Origin of the sequence: Paenibacillus popilliae ATCC 14706 (assembly GCF_000315235.1) — a bacterium.
Lineage (GTDB): Bacteria > Bacillota > Bacilli > Paenibacillales > Paenibacillaceae > Paenibacillus_B > Paenibacillus_B popilliae.
In genome coordinates, this window is record NZ_BALG01000001.1 from 1 (window position 1) to 17,214 (window position 17,214).

The following is a 17,214-nucleotide window of genomic DNA, read 5'->3' on the forward strand; positions in this document are numbered from 1 at the left end:
CCAATGGCTTGCTGCGAGAGTTCTTCCCCAAAGGGACGGATTTCGCCCAGATTACAGATGAGGTTTTGGAGAAAGCTCTTTACCTGATCAATCATCGACCACGAAAATGTTTGGGCTGGAAGTCCGCTCACGAATCCTTTGCAGAGGAACTGTCGCACTTGGCTTGACAATCCGTCCAAAAAAATAAGCTGAGAAGGAATAAATACTGTACAACTCGAGTTCAAGTGAACACCCTTAACCCAATCATATTTTTTATCATTAGAAAATTGGATAGTAGGATCGAATTTTAAAGGGTTTAAACCATTTTGTAACTCACTGATTTTTGCATTACTACTTGAAACCTTACCGATATTTGCGTTTAAAGATAATCGCTCTAATATTTCGAGCTTCGCTATTTGCTGAGCTGCGGCACTGGACAAATTACGACCGATACCAAATTCGTTCTTACCTAGAATATCAGCCTCTATTCTCGAAACATAAACTTCTTTATATTTGAATATTTTCTCTTGCTTAAAAATGCTTACCTTCCCAATCGGAAAGTCCTGCAACACTTTCTCTAAAGCTTCTGAATTCAGCGCTCTATATGCTTTTTCTTTTGTCCGAATACCACATCAACCAAATTCCCAGGTCTGTCATCTCTCGAAGGAACCAGTATTAAATTTGTACATACGAGTTAATTCGTCAGCTAAAACTTCATCATCTGTAATATAGGTTACATTCTCCATATTCGTCCACCGTAATTCAGGATTTTCTTACCACCAATATGGATCATCCGCTTGTACATGACATAAATTGAAATGATTTGCATCACATATACAACAGTTGATAAAAGGAATCCATGATGAGCGAATAAAAAGTAGACTTGAGGTAAATGGATGAAAAAAGCAATAGCAACAGTCAGTTTTAAAAAGATTGAACTTATCATCTGATGTTGTAGAGGTATTGTTTGTATAAAAGGCTGGCTTAATGCATCTATGAACACTGTTCTCATTGTGGTTAGAAATAAAAAGGACGGAATAATAAAAGCCATGAACAACGAAAAAGGCATTGACATATTACTGAAAAAAATATTTAACGCCATGCAATTTGATAGTAGGCTAATCATTGTCCCTTTTTTTTGCCACAGTTTTTTCTTGAATAAATGCTTGATCAAGCTATCTAATGAATAAGAGATTTCCTTTATGGATCGAATTTCATTTGTTGGGATCCAAGCATGTTTTTGATAAGCTGAAAAATTACCCGTGACCAATTTTACGAAAAATAAGTTATAGGTTTTATTTTCACCAAAGTGAATGGCCCTTTGCCAATCCATGTTAGCTAAGAAATCCGATTTCAATGCAAAAAAATAAAGGATGCCACCAATACTTAAAAGCGCTAGTAAGATGGAGCTGGAATAGGCATGAATGCTATAAAATAAGCCATTGATGCCAATGAAGATAAATAGAATCGTAACAAGTAGCCATGCTATAAACCAAACCAATCTATGCTTTGCAAGGTTATGAAATAATCTCCACTGAATGAAGCCAGCCAAAGAATCGCTTATAAAAAAATTTACCAGTAATAACAGAACGTATGGAATCGAGATAACTTTGGAAATGAACAGGAAAAAGGGGAGTAGTGAAAAAAGAACAAGTCTTTTAAGTTGAGCGTTAAGAATGACATACTTAACATACCGATTTACATCTAATGGAAAATAACGAAGCGTGTAATCAGATACGGTGAGTCTATATCTGCAGTTTATGACGCTGCAAAGCGAATAAACAGCAATGATTAGAACAATCAATAGAATATTGATCATGTAAAAATCGTTATTCACATAAGATGGAAGCATGGTATTCATGAGTTGTTGGCGAATAAACATAACGATCAAAATAACAAATGGAGTGCTGTAAATCAGCGTCCATTTATCAAATAAAATCGAAAAAGATAATTTATATAAATTCAAAATTTTCTTCTGCCTACTACGCTTTACCTGCTTATAAGCATTGTACTCAAGATTCATTATGGTCATCACTTTACTTCCCTATATAAGTTTCAAATTGATCTATATCTCCCTGTTCGATAATTTTGCCCTTCTCCAAAACGATATACTGGTCACATAGCCTATTGATGCGTTCAACTACGTGCGAAGTTAGTACAATCGTAGCCCCTTGATCTACCTTCCTTTTCAGTTCCTGCTCCAAAAAGGTTGAAGCTTTAACATCCAATCCAATAAAAGGTTCATCTATGATAATCAAAGGTGTTTCAACGATTAAAGCACCAATAATATTGACTTTTTGACGCATGCCTTTCGATAAATTTTCTGGATACTCATTACGTTTTTCCGTCAGATCAAACAATGAAGTATAATATTCAACACGTGATTTGAAATCAGTTTCATTAATCCCGTAAAGGGATGCGTAGAACTGAAAATACTGGAATACCGTAAACTCCACTAAGAGCATGGGCTCTTCAGGTATATAACTAAATTGTTGTTTATATTGAAAAACATCATGTTCTAGGGTGTAATGATTGATGGAAATAGAGCCCCCTTTCTTCTTGATCAGTCCCATTATGCTTTGTAAAGTCGTACTTTTTCCCGCGCCATTATGACCCATTAACGCACATATGCTGCCCGCTTGCACTTGGAAGCTTACGTGATCTAATAAACATTTGTTGTTCATCTCAACAACTAGTGAATGAACGTCTAGTAGTACATGATTCATAATCGGAATGCACCCTTCATTCTGGACCCCTAACCCCTTTCTATCATATTAAAAATGATCCTTTTGTAACTGTGTTACGCAAAGAGGCAAAAAGTTAAAATAGTATTAAGCAGAGCAGGTAAACCAGAAATACGGGAAGATCGGCATCGCGGAACCTACCGAAGCAGCACCTTCAGTAGCGCCCAGCGTGCCTTCCATGTCAATGGTTTCTACTTCTTCAAAAGAAACATTTTCAAGAGCTTGCAGATCAAGTTTAAATTCCATGTAAAGATTCCTCCTTTGGGTTTTGGAGTATATAAAAAGGGAGTTAGGGATCATTTTATGTAGTGCACATAGCTTTTTATATTTTCAGAACATTGTTGAACGACACTCTCATTTTATGTAAAAAACTCTTCTAAATAACAACTTCCAATTATACCCATTATTTTTATGCTGGTCAACTGTAAAACATGTCTTAGTTCCCTAAGTTTTTGTTAAGATGCGATTCGATCAGTTATGAAAACGTATCCGCCGCATTATACGAAATGGCGAAAGATATTCCATTGTTTACGGTATAGCATTATCTTAAAACTATCATCCCGTTAGCTCGACGACGCCCGCGTGAGTCTAGTACTTTATTTTATCTAGTCTACAAACTATATTTTTCAGTCTAATACGTCAATATTGGATGAAAATTTCCCAAACGTATCGCTCGAAAATTCCCCAATTTCATCGTTCGGCTTCAGCGTCGCCTATTGAATCAGGACGCAAGAAGACGGCCTTTTTCTTATCTTTGATGCGATAGCTCTCACCGTTGATATGATCGGTACCGGAGTGGTGAAGGATACGGTCAAGGATAAACCTCCAATGCATGGAGGTTTATTTGGCATGCTTTAAATATAGTATACAAGGGATCTCTCTTATTCTAAAGTGCCTACTAACAAGGTATTAGCTTCTATTACGAAGACGGGAGCAGCCGGATAATGGCGTTCGCCGTCTCTTCAATTGCTTTGTCGGATACATCGAATACATGGCAATTCCATTTGTCAGCCAGCATGGTAGCATAATCCAGCTCCTCCTGTATCCGCTCGGCGGAGCAATACATGGAGCTATGCGGAAGGCCCAGATTCTTCAACCTCTCTTCCCGGATGCGCAGCAGCCGCTCGGCCGGCATCGTCAGCATGAAGATGCGCTCGCCAGGCATCCGGAATATTTCCTGTGGCGGCTTCACTTCCGGCGATAACGGAATATTGGCGACTTTGTAGCCCTTATGGCTCAAGAAGACGCTCAACGGCGTCTTCGAAGTGCGGGAAGGGCCGATCAACACGATATCCGCTTCGACAATCGCCGTCGTATCCTTCCCGTCATCACAGTTGACCGTGAATTCGATAGCCTCCATGCGGCGAAAATAATCGTCATCCATCGTATGAAGCAAACCGGGCTGACGCTTCGGAAAGTCATTGAACGTATCAATGAATGCTTGCATCATCGGCCCCATGATATCAACCGCTCGCACGCCGAGCCGAATCGCTTCTTCCTTCATCATTTCCCGAAGCTCGGGCTGCACCAGCGTATAGGCGACGAAGCCGCCTTCTCGGCTCACCTGCTCCATCAATGCTCTGATTTCATCCTCCTGCTTCACATGGCTCTTCCGTTGAATGATAATTTCCTGTCCATGGAATTGCCGTGCTGCCGCCCGTACGACGGATTCAGCGGTATCTCCCAGCGAATCAGAACATACCGTCACAATATATGGAGATTGTTGGCTCGATTCTTCCATGCTCGCGCTTCCCCTTCCCTTCCTTTACCTGCCCTTCACCTGACGAAGAAATACTTTCAGGATCGTCGTCTTGGATAACCGCCCAACGACCTCCCATTTGTCGTTGGACGCATCTCCACGCTGTACAACGACAGGCAGCGTATCGATATCATGCTCGTCCAACTTGTTGGCGGCCTCGATTATCGAATCCTCCGGCTTTACGGTAATCAGCGGCGTGCGCGTCATCACGAAGCTGACGGGCATTGTCCCCGCCACCGCATTGCCAAGCGTTACCTTCAACAAATCTTTTCTTGAGACGACGCCAAGCAGCATCCCCTCATCATCAGCTACAATTAGGCTTCCTACATTCTCCAGAAATAACGCAACCACGGCATCATGAACAGTGGAAGTGTCCCGGACGATGATGGGCATGCTCTGGACGTCCTGTACTCGAATATTCAACGGCTCGCTAGGGGCGCCTGCCGTAATGTTTCCCGGGAAATAACCGACCTTCGGCTTGGCATCTAAATACCCCAGCATCACAAGGACGGAAAGATCGGAGCGAATCGTCGGTCGGCTGATCCCGAGCTGCTCTGCGATCTGTTCGCCGGTAATCGGCGCGGATCGTTGCACGAGCTGTACGATTTCTGATTGGCGCGGCGTAAGTTGAATGGCGCATCCCCCCTCTTTCCTTCGACATGATTCATGTTCAAGTGTATCTTCATTCCCTACATTGTACTGCAATTCGGCGGCTTCCATCAATGCCCCACAGAAGAGACGATCTTACCGTCGGGCAGGAGGATCGTTTCCAAGCTTAATAAGGGAAGAATGAGCATCTCCATACGATATCCGCATCCGCAATCCGCTCATCTTCATCTCCCCCCGCTACATCGCCCGTCATCCAGAGGCCGACTAACGGGCCGCTTCGCTTGGCCGTCTCCCCCATAATCTGCTCGGCGGCAGAGCGGGCCATGCGAACATGCTTCTCCCAAGTCTCCGGATGATAGGGAAGCATGACGGTAACATGAGCTTTGCTGCCGGTCCGGTAACAACGATCGACCGCCCGGAACAGCGCCTCCGCCTGCATGTCTATCCAATCCGGCACGGCGTCCGACATGAACACCGGCTTTCGATCCTCATCGGCGAGAAGCCATTCCTTCCAGCGTCGCATCACGAACCACTGCTCGATATCCGTTAGGCTTGGCAGCGCTTCCTTCAAGCGAGCATCCGCCAGTATGATATATAAATGCACGGGGCGGGATGATGAAGCAGCCTTGATGAAGGACTCATATTCTGACGTCATGAACGGAACCAGTTTGTTAAGTGCGGCACTTCGCTCTAACGCATTGTCCGCCTGCAGCATCTCCCTCACAAGCCGGACTCGTTCCGGCGTCAAGATCGGTTCTGTGCCCGCGGTGAGCAAGATGTGGGCGGCTTCCCGGCTGAGAGCAACATGAATGTCTGAACGCTTTCTGCAGCGCATAACCGTCCGGCTGAGCGATGCACTCTGCCCTGATATGTCTTCATCCCATATATGACCCCATGCGGAACCGGTGCGGCGGATGAGGCGAAAATACGTTGCCTGCCCACCCTCGCTCCATTCCGCTTCCTGATGCCATGCCGACTGCGCACTAGACTTCAAGATGATGTACCTCTTTTTCCGGTGCCGCACCCTCGTGACAGCCATGTGATTTGCAGTCCACGTAATAGACTGTTACCCGCTCCGTATCTTGTTCTGCGATAAACCGGCTGCATTGTTTGCATAAAATGGAGCCCAATAACGGCTTGCATTGGGATTGTTCCATCACACATCCACCTCTCCTTAATCATCGTAACGGTTATCCTCATTGTCCTAACCCGATGCATTATAGTGTCATTAATGACGGTGATCGCGGAAAATTCTGGCTGATACCCTATAAATATGATGTCATAAAGCATCATATTCTTGTAACAATTCGTTTGACTGGACAAAATAACGGATTGCTTTCCCATATCATATATCATATTATTTAATAAAACACAATATTAAGAGTTATTTAATACGTGATAATAAGGAGTGGTGAATAAATATGGATCGTCAATTAAGTTTAGAATGTGTTCGCGTGACCGAAGCGGCGGCCCTGGCGTCGTCGCAATGGATTGGCAGGGGGTGTTCCGACGAAGCGGATGACGCGGCGACGAGCATGATGCGCAGCATGTTCACTTCGGTTCCGATTCAAGGTACGGTCGTCATCGGAGAAGGTGAAATGGACGGTGCGCCGATGCTCTCCATCGGAGAATCGGTTGGATCCGGCGAAGGCTCGGAGGCGGATGTCGCGGTAGACCCCGTCGAAGGCACGGAATTGGTAGCCAAAGGATTGAACGGGGCGTTATCCGTCATCGCGATAGCTGACCGGGGGCAATTGCTCCATGCGCCCGATATGTATATGCGCAAGCTTGCCTGCGGCCCGCGGCTCAGAGGTCATCTTCTTTTGGATGATCCGCTCGAATGGACGGTGCAGAAGGCGGCAACCGTCTTGGGGCGCGATGTATCGGAGCTGACGGTATCCATTCTCGATCGGGAACGCCATGCTGCCGAGATCGCTGCCCTGCGACGTGCCGGCGTCCGGCTGAAGCTGCTCGAGGCGGGTGATGTGGCTGGTGCGCTGGCCACGGCATTCTCGGAGTCCGGCGTCGATCTGTATGTCGGCTCAGGCGGCGCCCCGGAAGGCGTGCTGGCCGCAGCTGCACTGCGCTGCATCGGCGGAGAGATGCAGGCTCGTCTTATGCCTGCCGGAGAAGAGGAATGGAACCGGTGCCTGGCGATGGGAGTTCATCCTCCCGATAGGCTACTGCATACAGAGGATCTGTGCGGGCGGGGCGATGTCATCTTCGCGGCGACCGGGATCACACCGGGGGATGTGCTGCAAGGGGTACGGAACACGTCAGGCAATTATGCGGAGACGCATTCGCTCGTGCTGCGCTCCAAGACCGGCACCCTGCGCTTCGTCCGTACGCTGCATGCGATGGACCCTTGCTCCCTGCGGCCGGATGCCGTCGTACCGGAGGTCACCTCTGCCTCGGCTGATAGACGTTCCGATGCGATCTAGATGCCGGCTGTCCGTGGAACGAAGAAGGGTATCCCTGCACGTCAGGCACTGGATACCCTTCTTACCGTCTTTAGGCTTCATCATCATCCGCTCGCCGCCTGGCGCGCTTGAACCGGAACAACAGCACGAGCACGAATCCGCCCGCCGAGACGGCTCCCTTGAAGCTCCAATCCGTCGCTCCCAGCCAGAGCGGGATCAGCAGGACGATGGCACAACTTAGATGAATGGCTGTACTCATTCGCAGCGCAGCTTCATGCCGGGCATGAGGCGGTAGCGGATAAATGCTCCGCATGACGTCATGACGGTGATACGTGAACAAGGTATGCAGTTGGGCTCCGATAATGAGCAGGAGCAGCCCGTAGGTCGCTGCGCTCCAGACGGAATCCCGCATCCAAAATAAGGCTAGCAGGCCAATGACGAGCAGCCGCATCAGAATACCTAGCAGCTCGCTGCCGGCGAATGTCTTCGCCAGCAAATAACGGTAAGCCGCTTGAGGCCGGTAGGCATGGCGATCGCCGAACCGCTTCAGCCAAGGCCGTATAGTTCGGCGCTCTTCTGAAACGGCAATATCGACAAAGTTCGAGAGGAACAGAAATGCCCGGCTCGCATGAACCCGCTCCGTCTCGATATGGTACTCCCATGGAAAACGAAGCCTGCTCCGGGTAACCGTCCAGCCGATATATCCTATTCCCGTAGCTCCCGAAATAAGCGCTGCAGCCGGGATGCTCAGCCAGAGCCAGCTCGCCGTGGCTCCCCAGACCCAAGCATAGCGAAGCCATCGGCCTGCTCTGCGGATAGACGGATCGCTCATCTGTCGTTCACCCCAACTTCCGACAGCAGCGACGCTCTTCAGTAGCAGGATTACGGCCAGCAGCAGCGCAAAATTTTTCGGATTCGGATCCGCCCGATGGTATAACGGCCACAGTACGATCCATACCGCCAGCGGAAGCAGCATTCTCGGGATGAGACTGTAGCGGATGCTCCGCTTCATATAATCGGCAAGCCGCCCCTCTGCTCGCAGCAGGAAGACCAGATCCGGCGGCTCCAGGAACGTGCGGTAGGTCATGTAAGCCGTCGCCGGCGCCACCAGAAGCAGCACCAACTCGCGAACCGGGAAGCCAGGAGGAATGGAATCCAAAAAATTGGCGTAAAAAGCCGTCCCGGTTATAAATCCCAAAATGAGCACTACGGCCAGACCACTCTGTGCAACATAGCCCAAATAAGGGATCACTTGCCTCCAAAACCGCTGCCGGCGCTGCTGCCATAGCTGACGGGCATCGAACGGCGCGGTTCCGTCCGGTTCCCAGGTTATCCGTTCCATAGACGATCACCGCCCTCCTGCGTGTCGGTCACCCACGTATAGAAAAGATCCTCCAGCCGTTCTTCGACAGGTCGGCCGGATTGTCCGCTCCACTGCTTCCGCAGTTCCTCCTGACTGCCCACGCCCAATACTCTTCCTTGATGAAGTAGGACGAAGCCGTCGCAATAATGCTCAATCGTGGACAAAATATGCGAACTGACGAGCAGCGCTGCCCCTTCTTCCTTGACGTTCTTCATATATTGAAGCAGCGAACGGATGCCGATCGGATCAAGGCCAAGGAACGGCTCGTCAATGATGTAGAGCGGAGGCCGAACCGCAAATGCACACATCAGTATCGTCTTCTGCTTCATGCCCTTGGATAAATGCTGAGCCGCCTTATCCAAATGTGGCTCCATCTGAAACAGCTGCGCAAGCTCGGCTACTCGCTGCTCGAATTTGGCCTTGTCCACCCCATAAGCGGTCGCCGTCCAGACCAGATGCTCGCGCACGGTCAAGGCGTCATACAACAGCGGGGTTTCTGGAACATATGCCAATGCGGCCCGGTACTGCTCTGGCGCCTCTGCCAACGTGTGTCCCTGCAGCGTCACCTTGCCGGATTGCGGCTCAAGCAATCCGAGAATATGCTTCATCGTCGTGCTCTTGCCGGCTCCGTTCAGCCCGATCAACCCTATCATCTGGCCGGCTTCGACAGTGAAGTTAACATCGTGAAGAACCGGTCTGCCGACACTGTATCCGCCGGTCAATCGTTCAATATGTAATAAAGATTCCATATATCGTCACCTCACCGCCTATTATACCGGACACGGAGAGAGGATGCGAACAGACCGGCGCCATGCTTCAATTCCACTATTATCAGGTTCAACAAGGCCATACAGAAGCCGTCCGGGTGTAGGATTACCCGTTCTTATATGAAAAGTTGGACATGTTGCGAAGTATGCATAAAAGGCCGCCAACTTATGTCAGCGGCCGTGAATTCCGACTTCATTTTCTGCAGGTCAATCCCCTTTGGATGTGCCTGCCTCCGCACTGCCGTTCCTTCTGTTTTGTTATCCTCTGCGGCTTTGCCGCCTTCGCCTTTTTATTTCTTTTGAACCTCTTTGCGCGCCTTCTCCGCATCTCGGCCCTTTTGCAGCGCAATCTCTCCTTCCGCCTGGATGGCGGCGGCCGCTTCCTCCACCGTCTTCTTGCCGTCTATCACGGCTTTTAATCCTTTCGACAGAATCGTCGTGAATTCCGAGTAGAACTCGGGCGGTACCTCCACATTCGTTCCATCCCACATGGAGTCGGATTCCGTCTTCGGGCGGAGCAAATAGAACGCCTCCGTGCTTTTGCCGTCAATTTCCTTCATGAACTGGTTCCGTGTCGGCAGATTTCCCCTCGTCGATCGAGAGGCCACCTTGGCCAGTTCCGGCCCGTTTACGAATTTGACGAACTCCCACGCGGCCCGCTTGTTCGGGGAATCGGCTGCGATTGCAAATACTTCATTAAGCCTTGCATACGATGATTCATCCGGAGCAGCCGGATCGACAGGCGCCGTCACCATGCCCCAGTCGATTGGCTTTGCTTCTTTATCCCACTTGGCGTTATTCTTCAACTGGGAGATAAGCCAAGGTGCATCAATAATCATCGCCGCCCTGCCTTTGAAAAAGAGGTCGTTGTCTTCCATAAATGCATGTTCATTGTTGTCATCCATTGGTTGGGCATAGACCGATTTGTTCCGGATCGCGTCTGAAGCCAGCTTCATCGCCCGCTTCCAGCCATCCGTATTGAAGACGAGCTTCTCCCCTTTGGGATCGAACAGGCGCAGTGAGGAACCGGTCGCGATGTTATTCAGCAGTTGTTCCGCAGTACCGAATCGTTCGTAGTAGCCATAAATTTGATTCTCGCCCGAGCCGGTGCCGGTGAAGCGGCTCGACAAATCGATTATCTCCTGCCAGGTCATTTTATTGCGCGGCGGTTCAATATTATGCTCCCGGAACAACTCGGCATTATAAAAGATTACATTCGTGTAGAAATTAGGGGCCAGTCCGAATAGCGAACCACTTCCCTTTCCTCGAATCATGTCGATAAGGCCCGGCATATATCCTTCCAGATCGAATGACTCCTGGGCGATGATGGCATCCAGATTATAGAGCTTGCCTTCCTGAGCCATCTTCTCCATCGTTTGCAAATCGATCATCAACACGTCCGGCTTATGCTTGTCCAAAAACTTCCGCATTTCTTCTTGATAATCGACATCTTCCTTATCTTGCAATTGCTGGTACATTTCTTGCAGATCCACCACTTCAAATTCAATGTCTGGATATTTGATATTAAAACTATGGCCATACTCCGAGTAGAAGCTGTCTTCATCGTGATAGACAACTTTGATTTTCCCCTTCCCGTCCTTCCCCAATTCTTCAAGCACCGGCTTCTCGCTGAAGCAGCCGCTGAGCATAGCAACGACCAGAGTTAAAAGCAGAGCAATCTTCCAAATCCTTACCACAATTTGTTCTCCTCCTTTTCCCATTCCAAATTTAGTATATCGGCTAACAAAACAAAGTTCAACCATATACAGGAAATGATATGTTTTTGTTATATTATTGCTAGAATTGAGTTCAATTCCTTCCCGTAATGCAAAAGCACCGCCGAATGATGTCCATTCCGCGGTGCTTAACCTTTTCCTGATCGTTAGGTTCGTTTGTCCTTGAGCCACTTCGGCGCACCTTTGTCCTTCCGCTTCCGGTGACGCTCCGACTTGGGCTGCGCCTTCCTTGCGGATGCGGCGGCATCGCGCGCGCCACGCGGCTTGCGGTTCAGTTTGCCTCCCCGATTCGTGTTCGGGTCATGCAGACGCCCTTCGTAGAAGACGCGCTCGGCGATCGTAATTCCTAGCTCACGTTCGAACTTGCCCATAATGAACCGCTCTTGTGGCGTAATCAGATTGACGGACGTGCCTTGACGGCCCATCCGGCCGGTGCGGCCAGCGCGATGGATATAATGCTCCGCATCCAGCGCCGGCTCAATGCTGATGACAAGCGGCAGATCCGTGATATCCAATCCTCTGGCCGCAACATCGGTCGCCAGGAGCACCTGGACCTGGCCTTCGCGGAAACGCCGCAGCACGGCTGTCCGTTCCTGCTTCGGCGCATCGCCGTACAGGGAGGCAACCGACAGGCCGACATAGGACAGCTTCGCCTCCCATTCTCCGATGTGGTTCGTGTCATTAACGAACGCGATCGCCCGCTTCGGGTTCCATAGCCGGATAAGACGGCGGACCATATCGATCTTGTCCCGCTCTACGGCAACATACAGATGCTGAATCGTGTCCGCCATGCGCTTGTCGGGCTCGATTCCGATCTGCGCTGGCGACTGCATGAAGCGGCCGGCCAGTTCCCGGACCTCCTGAGGAAGAGTCGCGGAGAAAAAGAGAAGCTGCCGATCGCGCAGCGCGCTGCGTATCGCCATGTCCGTATCGCGGGCTCCGCCCTTCTGCAGCAGATGATCAACTTCATCCACGACGATCATTCGAACCTCGTGCATCTTCAGCTTGCGCATTTCAATCAGTTCCCGGATTCGGCCAGGCGTACCGACGACCAACTGCGGCTTGTCGCGCAGCCGCTCCACCTGGCGGTTCAGCGCGGCTCCGCCAATGAGCGCGGTGACGTGTATGCCGCTTCCCCCGCCGTAATACTCCGCCTCCCGCACGATCTGCATGGCCAACTCCTGCGTCGGGGCAATCACAACCGCCTGTGTGCCTCGGTGCGAAGCGTCTATTTTCATCAATACCGGCAAGAGGTAAGCCAGTGTCTTGCCGGTTCCGGTCTGCGACTGGGCCAGAATATCGCGGCCCTCCAGCGCTGCCGGAATCGCTTCCACCTGTACTGGCGACGGAGCGGTAATGTCTTTCGCTTGAAGCTTGGCTAACCATTCCTCGGTAATCGACAAGGAAGCAAACGTGGTGCTCAAACTGCATCGTTCCTCTCTATGACATGACATCCGTTCATGTATGTATGTATATCTCTATGTATATCTCGCTCAACTGCGTCATCCATGGCTCTATTATAGCGGAAAGAAGCGCCGTCACCAAACTTTTCGTCCTTGACCGGCCCATCCTGGCAGCAAAATGCGGTACAACTCAGATGCATAAGACGATGCCGAACCTGACTCGGCATTGGGACAATGCCCATCTGGAAGGTAAGGCGGAAATATGGGCGCTATTCGAGGAGATGAAGCAAATGAACGAGGCGCACCATCAGAGCGGCTTATTTTTTGTTCAGCAATCTAGCTGCTATTCGATTGGATATGCGGGGAAAGAGAGCATAGAGGCGCATGCCCAACGCTCCTATCCATGGCAAATCCACTTCCTGTCTGCGGGTCTCCATGATGCGAAGCAGATGGCGCACGACCTTCTCCGGCGGCATAATGAACCAGCGAACATTATGAACATATTGGCCTGACGGATCGGCCAGTTCGAAGAAGGGCGTATCGATAGGTCCCGGATTAACGGCCGACACGGCAACGCCAGTCCCCGCCAGTTCCATCCGTAGCGCATTCGTAAACCCGAGCACAGCGTGCTTCGTCGCGCTGTAACCGGCAGACTTGGGAGATCCGATCTTGCCTGCCATAGACGCAACGTTCACAATATGGCCATCACGGCGTGCCAGCATGTGCGGGAGTACCGCCTTCGAGCAGCGCACAACCCCCATATAATTGACGTCCATCATGCCGGCGAACCGGGCCACACTCATGTCCGTGACGCGCTCGAATTCTCCGTAACCCGCATTGTTAAGCAGTATGTCGATTCGTCCGAACCGCTTCAGAACATCGGTTACAACACGTTCCACGTCATCGTCGCTCGTCACGTCCATCGTATAGACGGCATGCTCCGCTATCATGCCCAGAACGGCAGCCTCCAGCTTCTTCCGCGAACGTCCCGTCAACACCGGAACAGCTCCTTTTGCCGCTACGGCTTGGGCGGTCAGAGCCCCGATGCCGCTCGATGCTCCTGTAATGAGCACAATTTTCCCTTTCAAATCCATTTCCTACTGCTCCTTTGGCGCCGCTTCGCCTGCAGCCCACCATTTCTCGCACTGCAGCTCGCCGTAGACCTTGCATCATACGTCAGGATACGACATTGACCTTATCACTATAACCGATGTTCATAAGCACATCAAACCGACCGATGTCTTCAATAATGAGCGGTATCGCCATCGCCCGTTGAATCGGTCCCGGGTTGGAGGAAACCAGCAATTGAGGCGTCGTTATATCAACGATCAACCCTTGATTGTACATCAAAGTGGTCGCATTGCCGCTAATCATGTTCCCCAGCTCCGAAATCGCACTCTCCCCAATGGCGTCAAGCGCATCCAACGGGAAGCCTCCCATCATCGCAGAAGCCATCTTAATGGCAACATCTTCATTTAATCCGAATGCCACATGGCCCGATAATTGCCCCGTCATCCCTATCTGGATACGAAAATCATGAGACCCGCTCCAGGATAACATCTCAAGTTCTCCCCGTTGCGGACGAACTTGCACGACTTGTTCAATGACCGTACACGCCGATTGCAAAAAAGGATGAATCCACTCGACTTTCATCTTTGTATCTTTCGCCCCTTTCCGACTATGAGGAAATGATGTCCGAACCTCATCCGAACGTCCTACATACCCATTTTTATAAGACTATTATACTAAAAAAATTCGCATTAATCACGAAAACATTTATCTTAATTTTATTAATTTTTTATATATTTAGGTATAAAGAACTATTGCCATGGACTCATTTTTAGTATAAGCCGATGGCTTGTGCTTATGCAATCGCGGATGACGGTGCGCCGAAGAGATTTACGCTGTAATCATTAACCTGCCTATTATATCCAAAATACAAAGCGCAAATCTATTCGGCAAGCTTGATTTGTAAATAGGTATTAAGAAAGATTTTTTTCTGGGCGATAAATAGATTAGAGAAGATATCGAATTTTCTTAAATAATGTCGATACCAATTGTGAAAACATCTTAGAGGAGGAGCAGCATGATAAAAAGCATTAAAATGAAACTGTCTATTGCCTTTTTAGTTGTGATTCTGATTCCAATTTCTATTATAGGCGTTATTATGAATTATAGTATGATAAAGGAAATCACCGATACCTTCGTTGCGTCGACGACCAACGAAGTCGCACAGGTAGACGGCAGAATGTCGCTTTTTTTCGATACGGTAAACGAGGATGTAAAATTTTTGGCTAACAGCCCGATTATCACGCAAGCCGATGACAGCATCACCTCATACATAATGCAAACGAAAAAGACAAAATCGACATTTGCGCAAAACGGCGGCATTGAAAGTCAAATTTATAAGGAATATGAACGCTTTGCCTTGACGCATCCGAACACCGCTACCGTATCTTTGGGGACGGTCCACGGCGGTTACGTGCAGTGGCCGGAAAAAGAAATGGCCGCCAAGTATGACCCGCGCCCACGCCCTTGGTATACGGGGGCGATGGCGAATCCGGAACAAGTGACGGTAACCGAGCCGTATCTCGATTCGGCTACCGGCAATCTGAAAATTACCACCGCAGCGGTCGTCCACGACGACAACGGCAAGCCGCTGGGCGTTCTCGGGCTGGATACAAGCCTCGACAATCTGACCGAACAGCTCCAGAGCATTAAAATCCGGGAGACCGGCTATGTCGTTCTGCTCGCCAAAGACGGAACGATTCTCGCTCATCCCCGCAATCCCGAGCTGATCTCTCAAAATATAGCGGACATCGGCGTGCCCGAATTTGCGGATATCCAAGTAAAAACGGCGGATCATTTCGAGATTCGAGTTGATGGCACGGACTATATGACCAACCTGTATACGTCGCAGGCGACCGGATGGAAATACTTATCGATCGTTGAGAAAAGGGAGCTGACACAAGAAGCCAACAAGCTCGGAATGCTCAATCTTCTCACCAGCTCGATATGTGCCATCTTATCCGTGCTGGTAGCACTAAGGGTGGCATCGAACATTACGAAGCCGATTCAGATGGTCGCTGCCACTATGAAGGAAATCGGCACCGGAGATTTCACGGTCGAGGTTCCTGCCTCTATTCTGCGCCAACAGGATGAAGTCGGCGTGCTGGGGCAATCGCTGCAGGTGATGCAAGGCTCCATCCGTCATCTCGGCGGGGAGATACTCAGCACTGCGACTACATTGGGCGCTTCTTCGGAGCAGCTATCCGCCCATACGGCAGCGAGCACGGCTCAGATTCGGGAAGTCAATTCCATCGTCAAGATCGTCGCCAGCGGCGCCGCGACGCAAAAGCAGGGCACGGATGAAGGAACCAAGGCCATGGAAGAGATGGCCACCGGCATTCAGCGCATCGCGGAAAGTACAACGAACATCTCCGAGACGGCGCTGGACACGACCGACCAGGCGAAGCAAGGCAACATCCTGATTCAGGAAGCGGTACAGCAGATGAATACCATTGATGAATCGGTGAAGCATTCGGGGGGACTGGTACATGCTCTCGGCGAGCGGTCGGAGCAAATGGCCCACATCGTCGATATCATCACCCAGATCGCATCGCAAACGAACCTGCTTGCCCTCAATGCGGCGATTGAAGCATCCCGGGCTGGAGAACATGGCCAAGGCTTTGCCGTCGTCGCCCAGGAAGTAAGGAAGCTGGCGGAACGCACGTCCGAATCCGCCCGTGAAATCTCCGACTTGATTGAGGAAACGAGACACGATGCCCGCAAAGCCGTGGAATCGATGGAGGACGTGCGGAGTAGCGTCGCTGACGGCATTGAAAAGGTGCAACATTCTGGTACAACATTCGAGCGTATCTTAACGGATATTACGGATATCGCGGGCCAGATTCACGATACGTCGGCCGTAACGGAAAAAATGTCCGCCGGCTCCGAGGAAGTGCTTGCTTCCGTAAATAAGATCGCACACATCGCCGAGAAGAACGCGCAGCATGCCACGAAGCTAGTGAAGTTTACGGATCAGCAACTGGTCGATATGGACTCGCTGCTGAACAATGCGGAACAGCTTAATCAGATGGCGCGAACGCTAAACCAGATAACAAGAAAGTTTAAAATATAAGGGAACGCAGCAAAAGGGCTATCTCAAAAGTAGTTTTTTACTACCTGTGGGATGACCGTTAGCTTCGAAAAAAGGTCGAGTTAGGGTTTACATTTGTTCCCTTACTCGACCTTTTGGCTTCATCACTGCCCACTTGAGTATGTACTATTCATATCCAAAAATACGAAAAGCAAATATATATTCGGCAGCTTAATTTTTAACTAGGTATAAAGAAAGATTTTGTTTGGGCGATAAATAGTATAGAGGTAATGTCGAACTTTACATAAGTTTATGAAAACATCTTAGAGGAGGAG

At 49.6% G+C, this 17,214-nt stretch carries 17 protein-coding genes and 2 pseudogenes; 4 read left to right on the forward strand and 15 right to left on the reverse strand.

Going from position 1 to position 17,214, the window contains the following annotated elements; genetic code table 11:
* Positions 1 to 167, forward strand: a 167-nt coding sequence (locus PPOP_RS21520) for an IS30 family transposase (protein ID WP_148277778.1), incomplete at its 5' end; no start/stop codon positions are given.
* A 54-nt stretch (positions 168 to 221) separates the two neighbouring features.
* On the opposite strand, the pseudogene PPOP_RS25575 reads toward PPOP_RS21520, so the two are convergent.
* The 9 genes and pseudogenes from PPOP_RS25575 to PPOP_RS19710 form a co-directional block, all read right to left on the reverse strand.
* Positions 222 to 551 (reverse strand): annotated as a pseudogene (locus PPOP_RS25575) (hypothetical protein); the annotation flags it as partial.
* Positions 552 to 712: 161 nt separating this feature from the next.
* Positions 713 to 2,011, reverse strand: a complete 1,299-nt coding sequence (locus tag PPOP_RS00010) for a hypothetical protein (protein ID WP_042226689.1) — start codon at positions 2,009 to 2,011, stop codon at positions 713 to 715.
* A gap of 4 nt (positions 2,012 to 2,015) precedes the next feature.
* The gene (locus tag PPOP_RS00015) at positions 2,016 to 2,705 is read right to left on the reverse strand and encodes an ABC transporter ATP-binding protein (RefSeq protein ID WP_006283890.1); all 690 of its coding nucleotides are present in this window, start codon (positions 2,703 to 2,705) and stop codon (positions 2,016 to 2,018) included.
* 105 nt (positions 2,706 to 2,810) lie between these two features.
* Positions 2,811 to 2,969 (reverse strand): hypothetical protein, encoded by a 159-nt coding sequence (locus tag PPOP_RS22445; RefSeq protein ID WP_006283891.1) that lies wholly within the window; start codon positions 2,967 to 2,969, stop codon positions 2,811 to 2,813.
* 444 nt (positions 2,970 to 3,413) lie between these two features.
* Positions 3,414 to 3,557 (reverse strand): ATP-binding protein, encoded by a 144-nt coding sequence (locus tag PPOP_RS23650; protein ID WP_305082441.1) that lies wholly within the window; start codon positions 3,555 to 3,557, stop codon positions 3,414 to 3,416.
* 85 nt (positions 3,558 to 3,642) lie between these two features.
* Positions 3,643 to 4,464: a pyruvate, water dikinase regulatory protein gene (locus PPOP_RS00020; protein ID WP_006283892.1), complete on the reverse strand. Its 822-nt coding sequence runs from the start codon at positions 4,462 to 4,464 to the stop codon at positions 3,643 to 3,645.
* A 24-nt stretch (positions 4,465 to 4,488) separates the two neighbouring features.
* Entirely contained in the window at positions 4,489 to 5,202 is a 714-nt protein-coding gene (locus tag PPOP_RS00025; protein WP_006283893.1) for a helix-turn-helix transcriptional regulator, read from the reverse strand.
* A gap of 55 nt (positions 5,203 to 5,257) precedes the next feature.
* Positions 5,258 to 6,085, reverse strand: coding sequence for a hypothetical protein (locus tag PPOP_RS00030; protein ID WP_006283894.1), 828 nt, complete (start codon positions 6,083 to 6,085; stop codon positions 5,258 to 5,260).
* A complete protein-coding gene (locus PPOP_RS19710) occupies positions 6,075 to 6,248 on the reverse strand; it encodes a GapA-binding peptide SR1P (protein ID WP_093470935.1) in 174 nt (57 codons plus the stop codon). Before PPOP_RS19710 ends, PPOP_RS00030 begins: the two co-directional genes overlap by 11 nt.
* A 264-nt stretch (positions 6,249 to 6,512) precedes the next feature.
* Between PPOP_RS19710 and glpX the strand changes: the two genes are divergently transcribed.
* Complete coding sequence (gene glpX, locus PPOP_RS00035) at positions 6,513 to 7,532, forward strand: class II fructose-bisphosphatase (protein ID WP_006283895.1); 1,020 nt, start codon at positions 6,513 to 6,515, stop codon at positions 7,530 to 7,532.
* Positions 7,533 to 7,602: 70 nt separating this feature from the next.
* Here glpX and PPOP_RS00040 read toward each other — a convergent pair whose 3' ends face one another.
* From PPOP_RS00040 to PPOP_RS00055, 4 genes are all read right to left on the reverse strand, one after another.
* Entirely contained in the window at positions 7,603 to 8,853 is a 1,251-nt protein-coding gene (locus tag PPOP_RS00040; protein ID WP_006283896.1) for an ABC transporter permease, read from the reverse strand.
* A complete protein-coding gene (locus tag PPOP_RS00045; protein ID WP_006283897.1) occupies positions 8,841 to 9,623 on the reverse strand; it encodes an ABC transporter ATP-binding protein in 783 nt (260 codons plus the stop codon). Before PPOP_RS00045 ends, PPOP_RS00040 begins: the two co-directional genes overlap by 13 nt.
* 308 nt (positions 9,624 to 9,931) lie before the next feature.
* Positions 9,932 to 11,338 carry an ABC transporter substrate-binding protein gene (locus PPOP_RS00050; protein ID WP_006283898.1) on the reverse strand — a complete coding sequence of 469 codons (1,407 nt, stop codon included), beginning with the start codon at positions 11,336 to 11,338 and terminating at the stop codon, positions 9,932 to 9,934.
* Positions 11,339 to 11,523: 185 nt separating this feature from the next.
* A complete protein-coding gene (locus PPOP_RS00055; RefSeq protein ID WP_042226692.1) occupies positions 11,524 to 12,831 on the reverse strand; it encodes a DEAD/DEAH box helicase in 1,308 nt (435 codons plus the stop codon).
* A gap of 143 nt (positions 12,832 to 12,974) precedes the next feature.
* On the opposite strand from PPOP_RS00055, the pseudogene PPOP_RS24995 reads away from it, so the two are divergent.
* Positions 12,975 to 13,079 (forward strand): annotated as a pseudogene (locus tag PPOP_RS24995) (DUF2573 family protein); the annotation flags it as partial.
* Positions 13,080 to 13,097: 18 nt separating this feature from the next.
* Here the strand turns inward: PPOP_RS24995 and PPOP_RS00060 are convergent.
* Positions 13,098 to 13,874: an SDR family NAD(P)-dependent oxidoreductase gene (locus PPOP_RS00060; protein WP_006283900.1), complete on the reverse strand. Its 777-nt coding sequence runs from the start codon at positions 13,872 to 13,874 to the stop codon at positions 13,098 to 13,100.
* Positions 13,875 to 13,956: 82 nt separating this feature from the next.
* Positions 13,957 to 14,433, reverse strand: a complete 477-nt coding sequence (locus PPOP_RS00065) for a chemotaxis protein CheX (RefSeq protein ID WP_006283901.1) — start codon at positions 14,431 to 14,433, stop codon at positions 13,957 to 13,959.
* Positions 14,434 to 14,866: 433 nt separating this feature from the next.
* Here PPOP_RS00065 and PPOP_RS00070 point away from each other — a divergent pair, with 433 nt between their 5' ends.
* Positions 14,867 to 16,921 (forward strand): methyl-accepting chemotaxis protein, encoded by a 2,055-nt coding sequence (locus PPOP_RS00070; protein WP_006283902.1) that lies wholly within the window; start codon positions 14,867 to 14,869, stop codon positions 16,919 to 16,921.
* Positions 16,922 to 17,214 lie beyond the last annotated feature (293 nt).